This window comes from Natrinema pallidum (assembly GCF_005890195.1).
Taxonomy (GTDB): domain Archaea; phylum Halobacteriota; class Halobacteria; order Halobacteriales; family Natrialbaceae; genus Natrinema; species Natrinema pallidum.
In genome coordinates this window covers 505,440-527,769 of sequence record NZ_CP040637.1, presented here as the reverse complement: position 1 = coordinate 527,769, position 22,330 = coordinate 505,440, and the positions used below count along the sequence as shown (strand labels likewise).

The 22,330-nt window shown below is 65.1% G+C and carries 18 protein-coding genes; 10 read left to right on the top strand and 8 right to left on the bottom strand.

Annotation, left to right across the window (positions count from 1 at the left end):
- Positions 1 to 16: 16 nt before the first annotated feature.
- From FGF80_RS02505 to FGF80_RS02495, 3 genes are all read right to left on the bottom strand, one after another.
- Entirely contained in the window at positions 17 to 1,021 is a 1,005-nt protein-coding gene (locus FGF80_RS02505) for a hypothetical protein (RefSeq protein ID WP_006186859.1), read from the bottom strand.
- Complete coding sequence (locus tag FGF80_RS02500) at positions 1,018 to 2,277, bottom strand: hypothetical protein (RefSeq protein ID WP_138652041.1); 1,260 nt, start codon at positions 2,275 to 2,277, stop codon at positions 1,018 to 1,020. Before FGF80_RS02500 ends, FGF80_RS02505 begins: the two co-directional genes overlap by 4 nt.
- A gap of 267 nt (positions 2,278 to 2,544) precedes the next feature.
- The gene (locus FGF80_RS02495; RefSeq protein WP_006186861.1) at positions 2,545 to 3,783 is read right to left on the bottom strand and encodes an NRAMP family divalent metal transporter; all 1,239 of its coding nucleotides are present in this window, start codon (positions 3,781 to 3,783) and stop codon (positions 2,545 to 2,547) included.
- Here FGF80_RS02495 and FGF80_RS18975 point away from each other — a divergent pair.
- The 5 genes from FGF80_RS18975 (at position 3,782) to gyrA (ending at position 10,448) form a co-directional block, all read left to right on the top strand.
- A complete protein-coding gene (locus FGF80_RS18975; RefSeq protein ID WP_175416968.1) occupies positions 3,782 to 3,943 on the top strand; it encodes a hypothetical protein in 162 nt (53 codons plus the stop codon). The two genes, FGF80_RS02495 and FGF80_RS18975, sit on opposite strands and share 2 nt — an antisense overlap.
- Before the next feature lie 332 nt (positions 3,944 to 4,275).
- Positions 4,276 to 5,019, top strand: coding sequence for an archaeal proteasome endopeptidase complex subunit alpha (psmA, locus tag FGF80_RS02490; RefSeq protein WP_006186862.1), 744 nt, complete (start codon positions 4,276 to 4,278; stop codon positions 5,017 to 5,019).
- Entirely contained in the window at positions 5,012 to 5,731 is a 720-nt protein-coding gene (gene psmB / locus FGF80_RS02485; protein WP_006186863.1) for an archaeal proteasome endopeptidase complex subunit beta, read from the top strand. Before psmA ends, psmB begins: the two co-directional genes overlap by 8 nt.
- Positions 5,732 to 5,832: 101 nt before the next feature.
- Positions 5,833 to 7,761, top strand: coding sequence for a DNA topoisomerase (ATP-hydrolyzing) subunit B (gyrB, locus tag FGF80_RS02480; protein WP_138652039.1), 1,929 nt, complete (start codon positions 5,833 to 5,835; stop codon positions 7,759 to 7,761).
- Positions 7,762 to 7,964: 203 nt separating this feature from the next.
- On the top strand, positions 7,965 to 10,448 hold the full coding sequence (gene gyrA / locus FGF80_RS02475; protein WP_138652037.1) for a DNA gyrase subunit A: 2,484 nt from the start codon (positions 7,965 to 7,967) through the stop codon (positions 10,446 to 10,448).
- A 188-nt stretch (positions 10,449 to 10,636) separates the two neighbouring features.
- Here the strand turns inward: gyrA and FGF80_RS02470 are convergent, their stop codons facing one another.
- Both FGF80_RS02470 and FGF80_RS02465 read right to left on the bottom strand, forming a co-directional pair.
- The gene (locus FGF80_RS02470) at positions 10,637 to 11,170 is read right to left on the bottom strand and encodes an Rrf2 family transcriptional regulator (protein ID WP_006186866.1); all 534 of its coding nucleotides are present in this window, start codon (positions 11,168 to 11,170) and stop codon (positions 10,637 to 10,639) included.
- Positions 11,171 to 11,458: 288 nt separating this feature from the next.
- Entirely contained in the window at positions 11,459 to 12,139 is a 681-nt protein-coding gene (locus FGF80_RS02465; RefSeq protein ID WP_138652035.1) for a metal-dependent transcriptional regulator, read from the bottom strand.
- 97 nt (positions 12,140 to 12,236) lie between these two features.
- Between FGF80_RS02465 and rocF the strand changes: the two genes are divergently transcribed.
- The gene (gene rocF, locus FGF80_RS02460) at positions 12,237 to 13,157 is read left to right on the top strand and encodes an arginase (protein ID WP_006186868.1); all 921 of its coding nucleotides are present in this window, start codon (positions 12,237 to 12,239) and stop codon (positions 13,155 to 13,157) included.
- Positions 13,158 to 13,260: 103 nt separating this feature from the next.
- Entirely contained in the window at positions 13,261 to 14,430 is a 1,170-nt protein-coding gene (locus FGF80_RS02455) for an NAD(P)/FAD-dependent oxidoreductase (protein ID WP_138652033.1), read from the top strand.
- A 127-nt stretch (positions 14,431 to 14,557) separates the two neighbouring features.
- Here the strand turns inward: FGF80_RS02455 and FGF80_RS02450 are convergent, their stop codons facing one another.
- From FGF80_RS02450 to FGF80_RS02440, 3 genes are all read right to left on the bottom strand, one after another.
- Positions 14,558 to 15,613: a DUF4013 domain-containing protein gene (locus FGF80_RS02450; protein ID WP_138652031.1), complete on the bottom strand. Its 1,056-nt coding sequence runs from the start codon at positions 15,611 to 15,613 to the stop codon at positions 14,558 to 14,560.
- A gap of 123 nt (positions 15,614 to 15,736) precedes the next feature.
- Complete coding sequence (locus FGF80_RS02445; protein ID WP_006186871.1) at positions 15,737 to 16,270, bottom strand: acyltransferase; 534 nt, start codon at positions 16,268 to 16,270, stop codon at positions 15,737 to 15,739.
- Positions 16,271 to 16,369: 99 nt separating this feature from the next.
- The gene (locus FGF80_RS02440) at positions 16,370 to 17,179 is read right to left on the bottom strand and encodes an Nmad3 family putative nucleotide modification protein (RefSeq protein ID WP_138652029.1); all 810 of its coding nucleotides are present in this window, start codon (positions 17,177 to 17,179) and stop codon (positions 16,370 to 16,372) included.
- 294 nt (positions 17,180 to 17,473) lie between these two features.
- Between FGF80_RS02440 and FGF80_RS02435 the strand changes: the two genes are divergently transcribed.
- The 3 genes from FGF80_RS02435 (at position 17,474) to FGF80_RS02425 (ending at position 22,306) form a co-directional block, all read left to right on the top strand.
- A complete protein-coding gene (locus FGF80_RS02435; protein ID WP_006186873.1) occupies positions 17,474 to 18,208 on the top strand; it encodes an MBL fold metallo-hydrolase in 735 nt (244 codons plus the stop codon).
- A 214-nt stretch (positions 18,209 to 18,422) separates the two neighbouring features.
- Complete coding sequence (locus FGF80_RS02430) at positions 18,423 to 21,554, top strand: MMPL family transporter (protein WP_138652027.1); 3,132 nt, start codon at positions 18,423 to 18,425, stop codon at positions 21,552 to 21,554.
- Positions 21,551 to 22,306 (top strand): TrmB family transcriptional regulator, encoded by a 756-nt coding sequence (locus tag FGF80_RS02425; protein ID WP_138652025.1) that lies wholly within the window; start codon positions 21,551 to 21,553, stop codon positions 22,304 to 22,306. The genes FGF80_RS02430 and FGF80_RS02425 overlap by 4 nt, the downstream gene beginning before the upstream one ends.
- The last annotated feature ends 24 nt before the right edge of the window (positions 22,307 to 22,330 follow it).

Here is a 22,330-nt window from a genome sequence, read left to right as displayed (position 1 = left end):
GAAAACCGACCCCGCGCTACTCCTCGACCGGCGGCCACTCCCAGGCGTCCGCCTCGACCACGCCGAGGAGTCGCCGTCGCCGCTCGGTCAGGTCGGCGAGTTCCTCGGCGAAGACCCCGTCGGAGACGGTCGGTATGTCGTCCTCACGCAGGCGCTCGAGGTCCGGCGCTCGCGGAACCGACGGCGCGGGCTCGATGAACGAGTCGTCCAACGTCTCGAGGTAGCTCTGTGCGCTCGAGCGGCCGTTCTCGACGATGGCGGGGTCGAGCCCCTGTCCCTCGGGCATCGCGTACCGGGACAGCATGAGCGCCTCGTCGAGGATCGGGACGGCGACGGCCGAGGCCCGAGAGGCCTGCTCGCTGTGGTAGTAGTGCAGGATCGGGTAGGACTTGTGCTGTTCGGCGAGGGTACTCAGGTCCGCCGCGAGCGACTCGACGGTCAGTTCGAGCCCGCGGAAATCCTCGCCGTTCCAGCCGGTTCGGAGGACCGCTTCGCTGCGGTCGCCCAATCCCGTCACGGTGCTGGCGAAGGAGCGTTTGTCGGCGACGGCACCGAGGACGGTCAGGACGTAGGAGACGCCGAGCGTGACGAAGGCCATTCCGGAGGCCGTCGTGAACGCGCTGGCGACCTCCCAGACGTTACCGCCGTAGACGGGGGTGTAGTCGCCGTTCCCGTCCGTGAACATCGTGTAGGCGACGTAGTAGAACCGCCCCCACCAGTCGGCGGGACCGCCGGTCCGGCTGTTGACGACGGCAAGGGGCTCGCTCGCGAAGACGATCGTCCAGCCGATCCAGATGAGCCCGATCCACGTCGCGAGCGTGAGCATCAGAATGAGGGGACCCGCGAGACTGAGCGCGCGGTTGCGGTCCCCCGTCGCGGCGCGCAGCCCCTTCCAGATCCCCGTCGTGAGCCGGCCCGAGACGGGGCCGGAGCCGCCGTCGACCCACAGCGTCGTCCAGACGATGTCGACGATGCCGGTGACGAGGATGACGACCCCGATAGCGAGATAGAACGGGTTCATTCGACGACCGCTCGCCGCTCGAGGCTCTCGGCCAGCACCTGCGCGATTTCCGCGTTGGTCTCGGGGCTGTAGTGGCCGCCCTCACCGCGTTCGACGTATAGCGACTCGACATCGCCGTCGTCGGGGATGAGATGCGTGGCCATGTCGATCGTCGTCAACGCGTCGTATCGCTCCTCGAGTCGCTCCATCAGGTCGCCGTGGATCGGCCCGTGTTCTGACTCGTAGGTCGCGTACCGGAGTTGCTGGACCATCACAAACGTCGGCTCGAAACCCCGTTCGGCCGCGTAATCGACGAACTCCTCGATGAGCGCGTCGAAGAGGAACTCGTGAGTCTCGAACAGCCGCTCGTGATACCGGACGCGGGGCCGTTCGAGCCGCAGCGCCGACTGCGTCTGGGCCAGGTCGAAGTCGATCCCCGGCAGCGACCGGCCGAGCCGGCGCTCGAGTTCCTTCCCGACCGTATACGCTGCGTACCGGACGTGTTCGTTCCGCTCGAGGAAGGCCGCGGTGTAGGGCCGCGTCGCGAAGTGCGGTTTGAACCAGTGGTCGTAATGGAAGTCGTACTCCCGGAGGACATCGGCTTTCGACTCGAGGTCGAGCAGGTCCGTCTTCTCGTCGACGGGGCTGTCGATCCGCTCCAACTCGCCGTCCTCGAGGACGTACCGTGGCTTGACCGCGAGGACGTTCCCGAACTCCTGATAGTGTTTCCAGACCGAGAGGATGCGCGCGATCGAGGAGGCGGTGACGACCATGAACACGTGGTCGGTCGGATCGTCCGGATACTGGCGCTTGAGCCGCATGAGCGCCTGGTCGAGGCCGTAGTTCCCGCCGCCGTAGTTGGCGACGTGAGTGTCGAGTTCCGCCGCGAGGTAGTGCTGGAACGTCTCGTCGTTGTCGACCTCCCGGCAGAAGCAGTAGGAGTCGCCGTACGTCGAGACGGTGAGTTCGGCGTCGGGGTCGCGCTCTGCCGCCGGACAGACTCGGCTCGCGTACTCGTCGGTGGCGTAGGTCACGACGCTCCGGACCTCCTCGCCGGGAAGGTGGTCGCCGGTGTCTTTCTGTTTTTCCCGATTCGGCTGGGGACACCAGCCCAGTTCGGGGTCGAAACTGCTGAACTTCCCCAGTAACTCCCGGTCGATCTCGGGGAACTCCTCGGTAGCGACCGAGGGAATCAGTTCGAGCGCCCGGTACGACACGACCTCGAGAACCACCGCACAACCGACGAGAACGAGCACGCCGGCGACGAGCGGAAGCATCGGCCCATCCTACCAGAACGGGGGATAAGTCGATTGTGCCGGAGTATGCCACATTCGGAACGACGGCGACGGCCGTCCCGTTTCGCCCCGGTGGACCGGTTTGGCGGGGATCTCGACAGGCAACTCCCGACAAGCGGGAGGCGGCGGTCGAGACGCACGAACGGTCCAGCGAGCAGGCCGAAACGCAGTTCGACGTCGGTGAGACCGACTGTTCCCGACGTATCCATACCGGGATCGGTGACCCCGTCGCTCGCCAACGGGCCGCTCTCAGAGGAGTTCGACGATCGATCGAGTCAGCGATTCGGCCGTCACGAGGGAGATCAGGAACATCAGCACCACGGCGGCGAGGAAGACCGCTTGCTCGAGTCGACTCGGATCGACGTACCGTTTGATCGCCGCGAACAACGCCAGCGAGGTGATCGGCAGGCCGACGACACCGTTGACCGCGGGCATCAGGAGCGCCAGCCTGACGGGTGTGAACTCGGTAAACGCCAGGATCGGAATCGCAAGGGCGACGGAGAGTCCGATCAGGAAGTGAACGGTCCGGCGGAAGTGCATGTCGCCGAACTGCGTGTGCAACGCGTAGGATTGGGGCACCATGAACCCGGCGGCGAACAGCGTGCCGGTCGCGCTCGTAAAGGATGCAGCGCCGACGGCGAGGACGAACACGCCGAGGACCCACGGTCCGACCATATCGATGAGTGGCCGTGCGGGTGCGGTCAGCGTGAGCGTCCCATCGGGAATGGCCATCGCCGCCGCGATGATCACCGTCGCGCTGAGGACGACGACGGCGGCCAGTCCGAACGTGTGGTCTTTCCGGTACCGGGAGACGGCCTCCCAGTCCTTTTCGTGTTGCATGCTCGTCTGAATGAAGAAGTTCGGATAGTAGACCGTCGTCCCCATCAGCGCGATGATCATCGTCAGATAGTCGAAGTCGGCGGAAATCGTCGGGACGAACCCGAGGGCGACCCCCCCGAGCGACGGCTGGAGGTTCGCGACGATAACGAGATACGAGGCGAAGATACCGAGCACGAGCGTGGCGATTACGCCCTCGATACGGCTGTAGACGCGGAGTTCGACCAGCGAGATTCCGAGCGCAGCCGTGACGATAATGCCCACGTACAAACTCGAGAGCGGGGTCAGAAAGACCAGTGCAGCCCCGGCGAGCGCGTAGTTGGCGACGCTCCAGAACTGCATGATGAATGCGATGCCGATGGCAAACGGTTTGGCCGCCGTCGGTCCGATCACGTCCCTGATGTACTCCATGAGCGGTTCGTTCCTCGCCGCCAGTCGGGCCGACATCTCGTGCATCGTTAGCCCGACGCCGAGCGCCAGCGGCATGACCCACAACAGACCGAATCCGAAGCCGACGCCCGCTTGCGTCAGAATGTACACGGACCCGGCTCCGAAAATATTCGCCGCAAAGAGGAGCCCGAGCCCGTATTGATGAACGGTTTCTTTGGCCTTTTCGACGGAAACGTCCACTGCAGTACTGTGTTTTTCCATGAGTCGTGGCGTCCAGAAACGCGGCAGGTGTCTCGGCCACCTCGAGCTACCGACGGCCGCCGATCTCGAGGCGGGTCGGCCGGAAGCACGCACCTGTGTACACCTGTACGGAATGCTGTACCAGCGTAACGGCTGGGAGTCGGTTGAGGGAACCGCTTGAAATAGCAGATGGCTCTTTGGCTCACCGACTCGAGACCGGTCGTCGGTACCGGAAACAGAGACGTGTCTCAGCAACGAGAGCGACGCCGTCGGACTGTAATGGCGACCGCTGAGAGGCTCCACGAGGCGGCGCGTGGGTCGGTCGAACGGCTTCGGCGCTTAACGGGCGGCTCGCTGTCGGCTCCCCGCGATTACGTCGCATTCCCGGGCTCGCGGCGTCTGCTGGCAGTACGTTCTTGCGTGTCCGGGACGAATGGGCTGCCGTAGGCCAGGTTGCCTTCAGAAGAAGGCCTATATATTTCTATCCCTTACCAGAGGTGAAGACTGAAATCTATGCAAGGACAATCCAATCAGCAGGCATACGATCGGGGAATCACCATTTTCTCCCCGGACGGACGCCTCTACCAGGTCGAGTACGCCCGCGAGGCCGTCAAGCGCGGCACCGCGAGCGTCGGTCTTCGAACGTCCGATGGCGTCGTTCTCGCCGCCAACCGGCAGGTCAGTTCGCCGCTTATGGAACGCGAGAGCGTCGAGAAGATCCATAAGGCCGACGACCACGTCGGTGTCGCGAGCGCCGGCCACGTCGCCGACGCCCGCCAGCTCGTCGATCTCGCTCGCCGCCGCGCGCAGGGAGAACAGCTCCGCTACGGCCAGCGAATCGGCGTCGAAACGCTGACCCGCGCGGTCACCGACCACATCCAAGAGTACACCCAGACCGGCGGTGCCCGACCGTTCGGCGTCGCCCTCCTCGTCGGCGGCATCGACGACGGCGAGCCGAAACTGTTCGAGACCGACCCCTCGGGGACGGACTACGAGTGGAAGGCGGCCGCCATCGGCGGCGACCGCGACACCATCCAGGGCTACCTCGAGGAGCACTACCGCGAGGACCTCGACGTCGACGGCGGCATCGAACTCGCCTTGAGCGCGCTCAGCGCCGCCGAGGACGACCTTGTCGACGCCATGGATGTCGATGTCGCGACCGTGACGACCGACGACGAATCGTTCCGTTCGGTCGAGACCGACCGCCTCGAGTCGATCCTCGCGGAGATCGACACACCGGAGGAGACCGATGAATAACTGGACCCAGCCGTCGACACCCCAGGGGAACGGCGACCCGTCGCCGTACGAGCCCGAACTGGGCTCGCTTCCCGATGGCAGCCAGGCGAGCGACGACTACGGCGAGAACGTCAACTCCACGGGGACGACGACCATCGGTATCACGACCGACGAGGGGGTCGTCATCGCGACGGACATGCGTGCCAGTCTGGGCGGCCGGTTCGTCTCGAACAAGGACGTCCAGAAAGTCGAACAGATTCACCCCACGGGCGCGCTGACGCTGGTCGGCTCGGTCGGCGGCGCACAGTCGTTCATCCGAACGCTGCGGGCCGAGGTCAACCTCTACGAGTCGCGTCGCGATGAGCCGATGCCCATCGAGGCGCTGGCAACGCTCGCGGGTAACTTCGCCCGCGGCGGCCCGTTCCGAGCGATCAACCCCATCCTCGGCGGCGTCGACGCCGAGGGGAGCCACGTCTACAGCATCGATCCCGCCGGCGGCGTAATGGCCGACGACTACACCGTCACCGGCAGCGGGATGCAACTCGCCTACGGCCTCCTCGAGCAGGAGTACGAGGACGACCTCTCGCTTGAGGACGCCCAGTCAGTGGCGGCTCGTGCGATCAAAAGCGCCGTCGAGCGCGATACCGGCTCCGGCAACGGCGTCTTCCTCGCGGAGATCACCGACGAGGGCGTCGACATTCGGGGTCACGACGACTTCGACGCGGTTATCTAGGCCACACGCCGGACCGTTCGCTCGACGAGGTCCTGTTCGCGCTCGCGCGCGTACACGTGACTTTTATTAGGGCCGGACTGCTATCCGAAAGCAGGTTTTACATGTCCCAGGAAAGCGAGTACGGAGCCGGGCAGATTCAGGTCTTGGAAGGCCTGGAGGCTGTACGTAAGCGACCGGCGATGTACATCGGCTCTACCGATTCTCGAGGACTCCACCATCTGGTCTACGAAGTGGTGGACAACTCGATCGACGAGGCACTGGCCGGCCACTGCGACGACATCACCGTCTCGATCCACGAGGACGGGTCGGTGAGCGTCGCGGACGACGGCCGTGGTATCCCCGTCGATACACACGAGGAGTACGACCGCCCTGCACTCGAGGTCATTCTGACCGTCCTCCATGCCGGCGGCAAGTTCGACAACAAGTCCTATCAGGTCTCCGGCGGGCTTCACGGCGTCGGCGTCTCCGTCGTCAACGCCCTCTCCGAACGCCTCGAGGCCGAGGTCAAACGCGACGGCGTCTTCCGTCACGCGTTCGAGGCCGGGGAACCCGTCGGCGACATGGAGCGCGTTCGCGACATGGAGCCCGACGAGGAAACGGGCACGGAAATCCGGTTCTGGCCGGATACCGACATCTTCGAGACCGGCGAGATCTCGTTTTCGACGCTGTCGAACCGGCTTCGAGAGCTGGCCTTCCTCAACTCGGGGGTTCGTATCACGCTCCGGGACGAGCGCGAGGAGACCGACGAGGGCGAGCCGGTCGCCGAGACCTACGAGTACGACGGTGGCATCCGCGAGTTCGTCGACTATCTGAACGAGACGCGCTCGGCGATGCACGACGACATCATCTACTTCGAGGACGAGGCACAGAACATCCAGGTCGAAGTCGCGATGCAAGCCACCGAGGAGTTGCAGGGCTCGATCCACGCCTTCGCGAACAACATCAACACCCGCGAGGGTGGCACCCATCTCACCGGCTTCAAGACCGCGCTGACCCGGTGTGTCAACGACTACGCCAACGAGAACGACCTCCTCTCGGACCTCGATAACAACCTCAAAGGCGAGGACATCCGCGAGGGGCTGACGGCGGTCATCTCGATCAAGCACCCCGACCCCCAGTTCGAGGGACAGACGAAGACGAAACTCGGCAATTCGGAAGTTCGTGGCATCGTCGAGAGCGCCATGCACGAGGGGCTGGGCACCTACTTCGAGGAACATCCCGACACCGCCGAGGCGATCGTCGCAAAGGCCGTCGAGGCCGCGAAGGCCCGGATGGCCGCCCAGAAGGCCGAGGAGCTCACCCGCCGGAAGTCCGCTCTGGAGTCCACTTCGCTGCCCGGTAAACTGGCGGACTGTCAGACCAAAGATCCCGACGAGGCCGAACTGTTCATCGCGGAGGGCGACTCCGCGGGCGGCAGCGCGAAACAGGCCCGCAACCCTGATTTCCAGGCCATCCTGCCCATCAAAGGGAAGATCCTGAACGTCGAGAAACACCGCCTCGATCGTATCCTCGAGAACGACGAGATCCGGAACATGATCACCGCCATCGGGGCCGGGATCGGCGACGAGTTCGACATCGACGACGTCCGTTACAAGAAGATCATCATGGCGACTGACGCCGACGTCGACGGGGCGCACATCCGAACGCTCCTGTTGACGTTCTTCTACCGACACATGCGGCCGCTGCTCGAGGGCGGATACGTCTACGCGACCCAGCCGCCGCTGTACCGCATCCGATACCGCGGGGAGACCTACGACGCCATGACGGAGGCCGAACGCGATCGGATCGTCGAAGAGAAGTGCGACGGCACCCCCTCGCAGGTCCAGCGGTTCAAGGGTCTCGGCGAGATGAACCCCGAACAGCTCTGGGAGACGACGATGAATCCCGAGAACCGCATCCTCAAACAGATCACGATCGAGGATGCGGCCGCAGCGGACAAGATGTTCTCCGTCCTGATGGGCGACGCCGTCGAACCCCGCAAGCAGTTCATCAAGGACCACGCGCCCGAAGCCGAGTGGATCGACATCTAACGAAATGGTGCTCTGCGGGCGCGGCGTAGCCGCGCTCGCGGCAACAGTTCGATCAAAAGCACTCCTCCCTCCCCCCGACGCGGCGAAGCCGCGCTCTCCGGGTCGGTCGTCGGCCCGGTCGCGAGTTCGCGACGCGAACTCGCTCACGGATGCAGTGCTTGCCAGACGACCCACACTACACAACCCACAAAAACAGCGAATAAATGAGTTCAGACGTACCCGATCCGACGGACGTAGAGGCACGGTCAGTCGAAAACGTCCGTATCGAAGACGAGATGGAGCAGAGTTACATCGACTACGCGATGAGCGTCATCGCCGGTCGCGCACTACCCGACGCCCGTGACGGGCTCAAACCCGTCCATCGGCGCATCCTCTATGCGATGCACGAGATGGGCGTCTCGAGCGGCTCGAGCCACCGCAAGTCCTCCTCGATCGTCGGGGAGACGATGGGTGATTACCACCCACATGGCGACAGCGCGATTTACGACACCTTGGTCCGAATGGCCCAGGACTTCTCGATGCGGTATCCGCTGGTCGACGGCCAGGGGAACTTCGGCTCGATGGACGGCGATCCGGCCGCCGCACCCCGATACACGGAGGCCCGGATGGCCCCCGTCGCCGAGGAGTTGCTCGAGGACATCGACAAGGATACGGTCGACTTCTCGGCGAACTACGACGACCGCCTGCAAGAGCCCGACGTGCTTCCGGCGGCGTTCCCGAACCTGCTTGTCAACGGTTCCTCGGGAATCGCGGTCGGGATGTCGACGAACATCCCGCCGCACAACTTGGGCGAAGTCATCGACGCGACGATCGAACTAATCGACGATCCCGACGCGACCGTCGACGACCTGATGGAACACGTCAAAGGTCCAGACTTCCCGACGGGCGCGAACATCGTCGGCCGGGATGCGATCTACTCGGCGTACAAGACCGGTCGCGGCCGCCTCCGCGTTCGCGCCGAGTTCGAGGTCGAGGAATGGAACTCGAACCGGGAGCGGATCGTCGTCACCGAACTCCCCTTCCAGGCCAACAAGGCCCGCCTGGTCGAGCGCATCGCCGATGACGTCAACGAGGGCGAGATCGAAGGGATCACCGACCTGCGCGACGAGTCCGACCGCGATGGTGTCCGTATCGTCATCGAACTCAACCGCGGAGCAAACGCCGAGGTCGTCAAGAACAAACTGCTCGAGAACCACCTCGAGCGAACGTTCGGCGTGATCAACCTCGCGCTGGTCGACGGCCAACCGCGCGTGCTCTCGCTCAAGGAGACGCTCGAGGAGTACATCTCCCACCGTCGCGAGGTCGTTCGCCGACGCAGCGAGTACGACCTCGCGGAAGCCGAAGATCGAGCACACATTCTCGAGGGGCGGCTAACGGCCGTCGAGAACGCCGAGGACGTGGTCGAGTTGATCCGGGATAGCGAGACGCGGTCGGACGCGAAGGCGAACCTTCAGGAGGCATACGATTTCTCCGCAGACCAAGCCGACCACATCGTCCGGATGCAACTGGGCAGTCTCACCTCGATGGAGGCCGCCGAGATCAACGAGGAGTACGAAGACGTCCAGGCCGAGATCGAACGGCTGACGGCGATCCTCGAGAGCGAGTCCGAACTGCTCTCGGTCATCAAAGACGAACTCCGCGAGATCAAAGCCGAATACGCCGACGACCGTCGGACCTCGATCGTCGAGGACGAGGGGACGGTCACCCACGAGGACCTCATCCCGGAAGAGGAGGTATTCGTGGTCATGACGGAAGACGACTACGTCAAGCGGATGCCGATCGAGCAGTTCGACCCCCAGGGTCGCGGCGGGAAAGGGATCATCGGCGCGGACGTCAAAACGGACGACAACGTCTCGACGGTCTTCCGGGCGAACACCCACGATTACCTGCTGTGCTTTACGAATCAGGGTGCAGTCTACCGGCTCAAGACCTACGAGATCCCCGAGATGGGACGGACCGCACGCGGGAAATCCGCCGTCAACATCCTCGATCTCGACCCCGGTGAGGACATCACGGCCATCGTCGACACGGATGCCTTCGGCGACGACGAGTTCGTGACGATGGCGACCCGGAACGGCTACGTCAAGCGCACAGCCGGCGAGGAGTTCGACAACATTCTCTCGACGGGAATCATCGCCGCGGACTTGGAAGACGGCGACGAACTCGTCGACGTCGAGGTCACTGACGGTTCGCAGGACCTCGTCATCGCGACCGAAGGCGGCATGACGATCCGCTTCGACGAGACGGAAGTCCGCGCGATGGGCCGGAACGCACGCGGCGTCAACGGGATCAAACTGCAGGAGGGCGATGCCGTGGCTGGCCTCGTCGCGACCGACGAGGACGACGAGCAGGCACTGTTGACCGTCACGGAGAACGGCTACGGCAAGCGAACGCTGCTCTCCGCGTATCGTACCCAATCCCGGTACGGCAAGGGGCTGATCGACATCAAGACCGGTGAGCGAAACGGTCCCGTGACGGCCGTCAAGGCGGTCGACGACGACGACCAACTCGTGTTGATGAGCGAGCGCGGCCAGATCGTCCGGACCCGCGTCGACGAGATTTCGACTGTCGGCCGCAACACGATGGGCGTGATCGTCATGGAGGTCGAAGACGGCGACGCGGTCGCCGCAGTCGATGACATCCCTGCGTCGGCGACCGCCGACGACGCCTCCGACGCGGCCGAATAACGCGTTTTCGGCGGCCGGAAACGGCTCGAGACCGGCGGTTGGGGTCGGTCGACGGCAGGAGACCGACCGCCATCGGAGTCCGTACCGACACCGAGTTGTACGCTGATCGCGCGGCCGTCATACGATCGGAGAGCAAGAGACGGCAGTGGCGACGCTCGAAGAGAGGGAGAACGCGGCCGCCCGGCGGATCAGTGAGCCGGTTCCTCGGCGGGCGCGACCATGTCGTCGATCCGCAGGATGAGAATGTTGTTCGTGTCGTCTTTGCCGTCGACTGTCCCCTTGATCAGGAGTTTCGAGAGCGGCGTCGGACCGACGGTGACGGAATCGTCCTCGTGAATCTCGCTGAGTGTGCCCTGAATGTGGATCTCCGCGCGGCAGAGTTCCGGATGATGAACGCTCGAGAGGTCGATCTCTTCGATGATGGTATCGTCGATGGGCTCGCCTTCGTGTTGCATCGGGACGGCGGCGGGTTCGTCCATCTGCTGGATCTCGAGGGCCTCGTAGGCGGCGGCCGTCGGTTTGTAACCGCCCTTCGGGCCGGGGACGCCTTCGACCAGTTGGAGGGCCTTGAGGCTCTGCATCTGGTTGCGGATGGTCCCCGGGTTGCGGTCGACTTGTTCGGCGATATCCTCGCCTTTGATGGCGTCTTCAGTCTCCTTGTGGAGGTTCGTGAGCGCGCGGAGGATTTTCTTCTGGCTCGGCGTGAGTTCGATTGATGACATAGGTATTTATTCGTATTTGGATTCCTTAAACCCGGCGGGTCAGCGGAATCGTTTCGCCAGGATTGTGACGTTTGAATCGGGTATGGGAAGGTGTTTCTCTTCGTTCGCCGGGGAGAGATTCGAGACATGTTATTCCGTCACCATCGTCTCGGAGAGAGTGCGCCGCTACGGCGGACGCCGTCGAGACCCTCTCGAGGCGACCGGGCCAGACTGGTCTCCCGGCGGGGTTCGACTGCATCACGGCGGCCGGGGCCGGGGCCATCCAAGCCGGGGTCGCAGTCCGGACGGCTACGGTTCGGGCTCTGCGGGCGCTGCGACCCAGACGTGGCTCGCGACGGACTCGGGCAGTGAAACGGGGTCGTCGGCCTCGCTCGAGCGGGCCGTCACCATCCCGAAGGGTGCGATCTCGATGATCTCGAGTTCGACGCCGGGTTCGACGCCGTGCTCGGCGAGATAGGAGAGGACGTCCGGATCGCGGTCGGCGACCTCGGCGACGGTCACGACGGTCCCCGCCTCGAACTCGGCGATCGATTTCCCGTCGGGCCGTGTCGGAGGCTCGAGATCGGCGCTCGGAATCGGCGAGCCGTGGGGGTCGACCTCGGGTTCGCCGAGGGCGTCCGCGACGCGCGCCTCGAAGTCCTCGCTGATGTGGTGTTCGAGTCGATCGGCCTCCGCGTGGACCTCCGACCAGTCGTAATCGAGGTGCTCGGTGAGGTAGGCCTCGAGCAGGCGGTGATGGCGGACGATCTCCAGGGCGACGGTCTCGCCCTCGTCCGTCAGGGTCACGCCGCGATACTTCTCGCGATCGACGAGTTCCCGGTTCTCGAGTTTGTCGAGCATGCTGGTGACCGTCGGCGACGTGACGTCCAACTCCTCGGCGATCTCCGAGGTCTTGATCCGATCGTCGGTCTCGCGTTGAAGCTGGTAGATCGCTTTGAGGTAGTCTTCCATCACGTCGCTCAGCATCATGCTGTACCGAGTTTAGACGGGTCTAACCCTAAAGCTGTCGCCAGAGCGACCGCACCGTAATCGCCACGACCAAGCCGGGCGGTGATCTATCGGGCGTATGGAACGGACCGTCAGAATCATCGGGGCACCGATGGACTACGGAGCGAACCGCCGAGGCGTCGACATGGGACCGTCAGCGATTCGATACGCGGACCTCGCGGACGGCCTCGAGCGAGCAGGCGTCGACCCCGTCGACGACGGCGACCTGACGATGCCACGGGCGGAAGAGCGCGATCCGAACGCCGACCAGCCCAGTCGGGGGGATGCGAAGTTCCTCCGGGAGATCGAGGACGTCTGTAAACGGGTGCGCGACCGGGTCGCGACAACGCTCGCGAACGGCGAGTTCCCGCTCGTGCTGGGCGGGGATCATTCGGTCGCGATCGGGTCGCTGACCGGTTCGGCGCGCGACGCCGACCTCGGGGTGATCTGGTTCGACGCACACGCCGATCTCAATACGCCCGAGACGTCTCCCAGCGGAAACGTCCACGGAATGCCGCTGGCCGCCGCCCTCGGCCGCGGCGCGTTCGGCGAAACGGAGTGGGCACCTGCGCCTCGGCTACGGGAGTCGTCGATCGCCTACGTCGGGCTCCGGAGCATCGACGACCGCGAGCGCGAACTGATCCGCGAGAGCGAGATCACCGCCTTCACCATGGCCGACATCGACCAGCGAGGGATTTCCGCGGTCGTCGACGACGCCCTCGCGGTCGCGACCGACGGCACCGACGGCGTCCACGTGAGCCTCGATCTCGACTGGCTCGATCCCAAGACGGCACCCGGAGTCGGCACTCCCGTCCGCGGCGGTGTCACCTACCGGGAAGCCCACGCCGCACTTGAGACGCTGTCTCGACGCGACGAGGCGGAGGGAGTCCTCCGATCAATGGACGTCGTCGAGGTAAACCCGATCCTGGACGAGGGGAACGAAACGGCGACGCTGGCGGCGGAGCTAACCGCCAGCACGTTCGGCAAACGAATCCTCTGAGGGCACTGACGACGGAGTTCGGGCGAGCCGACGGCCTGTCAATAGTAAACATACCGATTCCTGTTTCAACAGCTTTGTATCATAGTGATTCCCAGTGTGGGATATGACTGAGAACGTCGTCGTGCTCGGTGCTGGATACGCCGGTACCGGTGCAATCAACAAGCTCCAGTCGGAGCTCGGGGGCAACGCGCGGCTAACCTGGATCGCCGATGTCGACTATCACCTCGTGCTACACGAAGCACACCGCGTTATTCGGGACCCGGACGTCCGATCCGACATTACGTTCCCGACCACGCAGATCGCCGACCCGTCGACCCGGTTCATCCAGGACGAAGTCACCGGCCTCGATGTCGACGAACGGACCGTCGAACTCGCCGACGGCGATGACGTCGAGTACGACCACGTCCTCATCGGACTCGGCAGCCAGACCGCCTACTACGGCATTCCGGGTCTCGAGGAACACTCCCTCACCCTCAAGAGCCTGGACGACGCCCTCGAGATCCACGAGGCCGTCAGCGAGGCCAGCCGTGATGCGACTCGTGGCGAGCCCGCACAGGTCGTCATCGGCGGTGCCGGCCTCTCCGGCATCCAGACCGCCGGCGAGATCGCCGAGTTCCGCGACGAACACCGCGCACCCATCGAGATCCACCTCGTCGAAGCGCTCGAGGAGATCTTCCCCGGCAACGATCCGGAGATCCAACAGGCGCTGCGCGACCTGCTCGAGGAAGCGGGCGTCCAGGTCCATACGGACGACCCGATCACCGAGGCCACTGCGGATCACATCGAGTTCGACGAGGGCGAGCCCCTCGACCACGACGTGCTCGTCTGGACCGGCGGCATCACGGGACGGGACGCGATGGAGAACGCCGACCTCGAGAAGGAACACAACCGCGTCAACACCGGTGCGAACTTCCAGACCTCCGACGAACGCGTGTTCGCGATCGGCGACTCGGCGCTCATCGATCAGGGCGACCAGCCCGCACCGCCGACGGCACAGGCCGCCTGGCAGGCCGCGGAGGTCGCCGGCGAGAACATCGCGCGTGCGATCGAGAATCGACCGCTCCGGACCTGGGAACACGAGGACAAGGGGACGGTCGTCTCCGTCGGCGAAAAGGCGGTCGCCCACGACGTGAAGCCGGCATTCGGGATTTCCCTGCCCGTCGACACCTTCGGCGGTCTCCCGGCCCAGAACCTGAAAAAGATGATCGCGGCCCGCTGGATCGCCGACGTTACCTCCTGGAACGAAGCGCGGAAGTCCTGGTCGTCGCTGTAGTCCCGGCATTTGAACCGGGGAGTAGCGGTGGGTCGCCCCAATCGGCACGGTCTGCGTCGCGTCTCGTGGGCCATCCCATCGCGGCCCGTTTTTGCTCACATTCGGAGCGATCCGTCCGACCGGACCGCTATCGCAGGCCGAGCGATGCGTCGGGGTCGACGGGGTCGACGTCGCCGGCCGCCGCCGCTTCGTTGTAGATGTAGCCCCACATGGCGAAGGCGAGGTTCGCACTGTACGCCGTGAACACGAAGTACAGCGGAATCAGCAGGGCGATACCGAGAACGGTAATCGCGAGGACCACCGCAACGATACTGGCCGCGGTCGACAGGATGAACCAAAACACGAACATGAGGACGACGCCCTTGAGATAGTGTCGCGAGAGCGCGAACTCGAGGAGGCGGCCGTTGGAAAACGTCTCGGTGAGGCTGCCCGTGCCGATCAGGACGGGGACGATCGCGCCGGCGACGTAGACGCACGCGAATACGAGCAGTGTCCCGATCGCGAGGAGGACGAGCACGAGCTCCGACGACTCCCCGACCACAGCTATCGCGCCGATGAACGCGGCCACGAGCACACTGAGCGCGATGACGACGCCGAGATAGATGCCGACGAGGATCAGTCCGTCCGTTCCCAGTCCGCCCCAGTCGTCGAACGAGGGGACATCGCCGTCTCCCCGCGCCGCCGCGCGACCGACGCGATAGGAGTAGCCGTAGGAAAACAGCAGCGGCACGAGGAGAAAGGACAAGAGAATGAGGACGGAGTCGATCAGCAACGGCTTGCCGCCCTTCCCGAGCGGGAACGCAAACGAGAAGTCGAAGATATCCCTGTCGTGGTACCGCGGTTCCGACGCGGCGGTCAGCCCCGATTCCCGCTGGGCCGTCGCCGCTCCACTGGTCCCCGCGGCATCGTCGCTCCCCCACCCGGAGTCGTCGCTCGCAGAAGTATCGGTCGACCAGCCGGACGTGTCATCGCTCGCAGAATCATCCGTCGACCAGCCGGACGTGTCAGTACTTGCCGAGTCGTCACTCGACCACCCGAACGTATCGTCGTGTCCGGGATCGTCGGTCGACCAGCCCGACGCAGTCTCCGTATCATTGTTCTCCTCGGTTAATTTCCCTCCACACTCCGGGCAGAGAATGGTCCCCGGTTCGAAGTCCTCGTCACAGTTGTGACAGTACGACATGGGCAGGAATTCGTTCACTTCGGTATAGTAATTCTGTTCTCGAAGACACTCGTCGCGACCGAGACGAGGACGGCACCCAAGAGACGCACACCACGACATCGGAAGGGGACCGAGCGGAGACGGTTACGTCGCGGCCGGAGCGTCACCCTCGTCGCCCATCTGTCGGGCCGGGACGCCGGCAACCGTCGCTCCGGGCGGTACGTCGCGTGTCACCAGGGAGTTCGCCGCGACGCTTGCCCCCTCGCCGATCTCAACGCCCGGGAGGACGATCGCGCCGGCCCCGATCATCGCCCGCTCGCCGACGACGACCTCGCCCGTTCGGTACTCGTCCTGGAGGAACTCGTGACAGAGGATCGTCGCGTCGTAGCCGACGATCGCGCCCGCCTCGACCGTGATCAAATCCGGCCAGAAGACGTCCGGCGTCGCCTCGAGCCCCCACGAAACGCCCGCGCCGACCGTGACGCCGATCCGGCGGAGGAGCCAGCGCTTGAGTCGGAGGCTGGGCGAGATCCGGACGAGCCAGACGACGACGTAGTTGATCGCGACCCGGAGCGGGTTGCGAGCGGCGGTCCAGTGGGCCAGCGAGTTGCGCGGCCCGGGCGTCGCGTGACGCTCGACGCGGTCGTGTCGCGGCGTCGGTTCGTCTGAAGCTGTCACTGGCTGTCACGTTTGACGCAGTGGTACATCAAACCGAGCGATGCGGAACCAGCTCTCGACGCGACGAGCGCGATCGAGTCGAACGAACGCCCCCGTTCCTCAGTCGCGGCCGTCCCGCACGGCCGTTCGATTACCGGGCAAACCGACCAGTTCCCGGAACGCAGCGCCCGAGAGTGCACACCGATAGGCGGGTTTGAACATCATATTCGCGCCGCCGGCCCGAACGTGCCACTCGTCGGCGATCTCCTCGCGCAGGTAGTACTGTGCCCGCTCGTTGCCGTCCCTGACGTAATAGTCGCTGAGCCGGATCGGATCGCGCTCGAAGAGGCCGCCCGGCTCGCGGCCGTCGACGATTACGACCGGCTTCTCGAGATATAGCTCGCCCTCCCGGGCGCGTTTCGCGTGGGCGTTTGCCGGATGCGCCTCGAGAACGGCCGCGCGTTCGGCCGGCGGCATATCCGGGCCGACGACGACCACGTCGTCGACGGTGATGTAGCCGATCAGGTAGCGGTGGGCGCGGTCCCCGCCGGGTCGTCGCAGACCGGCGTAGAACCCAACGACGTCGCCCGACTCGAGCGCGCGCAGCCGCGAGACGTAGCCGCTGGTCCGGTGTTCGCCGTACGTCAGCGCCTCGAAGTTCGGGTCCCGGTGGAGCGGCCAGGACTCGAGGGCCTCGCCGGTGACCGTGTCGGTCCCGTCGTGGACTGGCTGGGGCGTGATGCGACTCGTCAGGTCCGCGGCGGTGCCGTCGCCCGCTCGGAGTTCCCACGAGCCGAGCGTCTCGGACTCGTCGGTCGCCCGCGTTTTCTCCGGGATCGGGACGTATTCGAAGCGGCCGTCGTCGTAGAGCGGGGCCAGCGCGCCGACGTTCGTGCTGTCGGCACCGACGCCGGCGAGAACGACAGTCATGGATTCGTCTCCGTCCATCGGGCCGACGGAGCGATAAAGCCGCCGATCGGTCGCCGCACCCCGCGCGGCGGCGTCGTCGCGACCGGCTGTCACGGGCGGCCAAGCCGTCTCGCTCTCCGGCAACCGACTCGAGCCGCTCGACACGCTCCCGAGACGGGTCGTGGTCGGGTTCCTCGAACAGCAGGCCCCACTCCGATACTGCGGCCATGGACACGGATCGTGGCCCCGGTCCGCCGCCGCGGACGGATCGGTTTCATAACAACTGTTATCGGGACGGCCGTTCCAAAACCGCGTATGCGTGTCACCTTTCTCGGCACGGGCAGCGCGATGCCCACCGGCGAACGCTTTCAGGCGGGGCTTCTCGTGCAGGACGATGGCCGAACGCTGCTGCTAGATTGCGGTGCCGGCGTGCTCCAGCGACTCCAGCAGTCCGGCATCGGCTACGAGAACGTCTCGACCGTCCTCCTGACTCACCACCATCTCGACCACGTCGCCGATCTGTTACCGCTGTTGAAGGCCCGCTGGCTCGCCGGCGAGGACCACCTCGAGATCGTCGGCCCGCAGGGGACCAAGGGATTGGTCGACGATCTGCTCTCAGTCTACGACTACATGCAGGACAAAGTCGATCTGCAGGTTCGCGAGGTCGTTCCGGGTGACTTTTCGGTCGCGGGGTTCGACGTCGCCGCCTACGAGACGCGTCACTCGCTGCCGTGTTTGGCCTACCGGTTCGACGACCGCTTTACGTTCAGCGGCGACAGCGAGGCGTTCGCAGGGCTGGCGAACTTCGCGGAAGGATCGGCGATCCTCGCCCACGACTGCTCGTTTCCCGACGACGTCGACGTCTCCAACCACCCGACACCCGAGACGCTGGGTCGGCAACTGGACGGCCGCGACATCGGGCGCGTCTATCTGACCCACCTCTATCCCCACACCGACGGCCGCCACGACGAGATGCTCGAGTCGATCGGGGCCCACTACGACGGCGACGTCCGGTTCGCCGAGGACCTCATGACGGTTTCCATCGAATAGCTGACCGGTCGTCGTCCGAATCGCCGCCCCTGTCTCTCGTTGCGCAACTGTCACGGAACGCTGACAGTCATAACCGAATGAATTTATTCTGTCTTCTAATCTGTAATATCAATGTCCTTGATGTACGGAACGCGTATATACTGTCGCGTTTGTAGGATCGTAACAACAGTATGGTCCTCACCGAAGAGACGGACACGGACGGAGCGGTAACCGAATGAGCGTCCCCGACCGGCTCGCGGACGCGATCACCACGCACACGCGGCTCGTGCTCGTGGTCCTCCTCGTCTCGACGGCGTTGATCGGTGCCGGAATGCCGATGGTCGACGACGACTCCTCACTCGACCAGTTCGAGAGCGACTCGGAGGAAGCGAACGCCCTCGAGCGCATCAACGGGAACTTCACGAGCCAGCAACAGGAGAACACGACCAGCGTCCAGGTGATCACGCGCGGCGACGACGTTCTCACGAGGGAGTCGCTGCGCTCGTCGCTCGAGTTCCAGCAGGCACTCCACGCGAACGAGTCGATCAACTCGACGCTCGCCGAGAACCAGTCGATCACCGGCATCGAGAACCTCGTCGCCATCACGGCGATCAGAAACGAGCAGGCCGCCGAGCTAAACGAGACGAGAGCGGGTCTCGAGGACGGCCTCAACGAGACGGTCGAGCTTCAGCGGCAGTACGAGGCGTTGAACGAGTCGGTCGAGCGCAGTTCGACCGAAGCACCGGCAGCAACCGCGTCGACTATCGAGGCCGCCGAAAACACCTCGGCCAACGAGTCGACTACAGACACGTCGCCCACCGAGGCCGCCGGAAACGCCTCGAGTAACGAGTCGACCGAACCCGACACCATCAGCAAGGACGAATACCGGATTCGATCGGCCGAACTCGAGGCGCAGTTCGATGTCGTCGTCGCAAACGCGACGACGGGACTTACCGAGGCCCAGACGGCCCAGTACGCGTCCGCAGTTCGGGAGGTACGGGAGATCGAATCACAGCGCGCCGAGCTCCGGTCGGAAACGGCGACCCCAGCGGATGACCCCGACTACCAGCGACTCTCCGCACAACTCGAGGAGGCGTATCGGGCCGGGACGGCCGGCGTACTCGAGGACGAGTACGCGGCGCTCGACCGTGAGGACCGGCCGCCGCTCGACGAGCAGATCGCGGCGCTCGAGGAACTGAGCGACGAGGACTACGAGCGCACCCTCGAGCGCACGCTTCCGTCGAACGGTTCCGACGACAGCGTCGCGACCGCGTTACTGCCCTCCTCCTACGAGCCCGGAACCACTGAGGCCGACGCGCGGCTGACCTCCGTGATCCAGTCGATGGCTGGCGGCGGCGCGAGCGGCATGGAAGCCGGCGCGGTCAGCGATCGGATCGTCGACAGCCAACTCGCCATTCGCGACCTCGCAGCGGCTCAGGAACAGGAGCCGCTCGTCTTCGGTACCGGTATCATGACCGACGAGATCGAACGGTCGATGGGGGACAGTCTCGCCATCGTCGGTCCGCTCGCGCTCCTGTTCGTCGTGGTCGCGCTGGTCGTTGCCTACCGCGACCTGCTTGACATCGTTCTCGGAATCACCGGCATCGTCGCCGTCCTCGTCTGGACGTTCGGCTTCATGGGTTGGGCCGGCATCGCGTTCAACCAGATGTTCGTGGCAGTACCGGTGCTGTTGATCGGGCTCTCGATCGACTACGCGATCCACGTCTTCATGCGCCACCGGGAGCAGCGCGAGGCCGACGGTCCCGACGGGACGGTCCGCGGCTCGATGACGGTCGCGCTCGCCGGCGTCGGCGTCGCCCTCGTCTGGGTGACCGCCACGACCGTTATCGGCTTTCTCTCGAACCTCGTCAGCCCGATCGGCCCCATTCGGGAGTTCGGCATCGTCAGCGCGGTCGGGATCGTCGCCGCGCTGATCGTCTTCGGCGCGTTGATCCCCGCCGCGAAGATCGAACTCGACGAGTTCCTCGAAAGCCGCGGCCTCGATCGCCGTAAGCGAGCCTTCGGGACCGGCGATAGCCGTTTCGGCGACGTGCTCGCCATCGGCGCGACCGCCGCTCGGAAAGCGCCGCTTGCCGTCCTCCTCGTCGCCGTCCTGCTCTCCGCGGGGGGCGTTTACGGTGCGACACAGGTCGACACCAGCTTCCAACAGGAGGACTTCATCGCCGACAGCCCGCCGGACTGGACCGAATCACTACCCGGACCGGCACAACCCGGCGAATACCAGGCCAAAGACGACCTCGAGTACGTCAACCAGCACTTTCAGCGCCAGGACAGTCAGGCACAGCTCCTCGTCGAGGGGAACGTGACCGATCCCGACGCGCTCGAGCGAATGGACGTCGCTCGAGAGGAGATCGCCGCGGACGGCGGCGTCGCCTACACCCTGGCGACCGGCGAGGCGGACGTTCAGGACCCGCTCTCGACGATGGAACGGGTTGCGGGACAGAACGAGTCGTTTAACGAGTCGTTCACCGCGGCCGACACCGGCGACGACGGCATCCCCGACGAGAACGTGTCGGCGCTGTACGACCACCTCTTCGAGATCGACGGGGAGGCTGCGAAGCAGGTCCTCCATCGGACCGACGACGGGGACTACCAGTCTGCGCGGCTGATCATCGCCATACAGGGCGACGCTACGAACGGTGAGACGACAAGCGAGATGCGCGACATCGCCGACACTATCGGGGACGGCAGCGACGACCGCTGGAGCGCCACCGCAACCGGCAACCCGATCGTCGGGTACGTCGTCGAGCAGGACCTGCTCGATACCGTCCTCGAGAGCCTGCTGATCACGCTCGTGGCGGTCTTCGTCTTCCTGACCGTCGCCTACCGGCTGACCGGGAGCAGCGCGACGCTGGGGGTCGTGACGTTGCTGCCGGTCGCGTTCTCGGTGAGTTGGATTCTGGGGACGATGTACTGGATCGGCATGCCGTTTAACGTCCTGACGGGGATGATTACGAGTCTCACGATCGGACTCGGCGTCGCCTACAGCATCCACGTGAGCGACCGCTACGCGCTCGAACTCGAGCGGCAGGGCAACGTCTGGTCGGCGCTTCGGACGACCGTTACCGGAACCGGGGGCGCGTTGCTCGGCAGCGCGGCCACGACCGTCGGCGGGTTCGGCACGCTCGCGCTCGCGATCCTCCCGGCGCTCCAGCAGTTCGGGATCATCACCGCGCTGACGATCACGTACGCGTTCCTCGCGAGCGTCGTCGTGCTCCCGGCGTTGTTGGTCCTGTGGACGCGGTACTTCGGACCGGACGTCTCGTTCGATCCGTCCGAGCGGCAGTCGGGAACGCCGACCGCGAGCGACGGCGGTATCGACCCGACTCGAGGTGACGACGAGTGAGCAGCGACGAAACCGCGGCTATCGACGCCTTCGAACAGTTGGGTCTCACCAGCTACGAAGCAAAAGTGTTCATCGCGCTACACCGGCTGAGCGCGGGCACGGCCAGGGACATCGCCGACATCACGGACGTGCCGCGCTCGCAGGTCTACAGCGTCGCCGAGAGCTTGGAGGACCGCGGCCTGCTCGAGGTCCAGCAGTCGAACCCGATCCGGTACCGGCCGGTCAGCGTCGAAGAGGCCCGAGAGACGCTTCGAAGCCAGTTCGAGCGAGAACAGGAGCGGGCGTTCGAATACGTCGAAGCCGTCGAAAGCGAACCCGAGGGGGAAGAGACGCAGGAGGACATCTGGACGGTTCGCGGACGGGACCGCGTCGACGATCGCACGGTCGACATCCTCTCGCAGGCCGAGCATCGGATCGTCTTCGGGACCCGCCTCCCGGAACTCATCACGCCGTCGATCGAGCGGACGCTCGCCGAGCGCGCGGCGGCCGGCGTCTCGGTCTTCGTCGTCAGCGGCCGGGACGCCGTCCGGGAGCAGTTCGCCGCCGTCGACGGCGTCACCATCGAACGCCCCCCGGCCCACCGAACGGACGATCAGCGGTCGGGCCGGATCGTCCTCGTCGACGACGACAGCGTCCTGTTGAGCGTTCGGGGCGGCGAGGACGGCGAAACCGCGATCTGGAGTTCGGGCTCGCTGTTTGCCTCCGTGCTCATCCAACTGATCGAGGCCAGCGACGAGATACACGCCGAGTGAACGTCACGAAGCTGCGAGCATCGT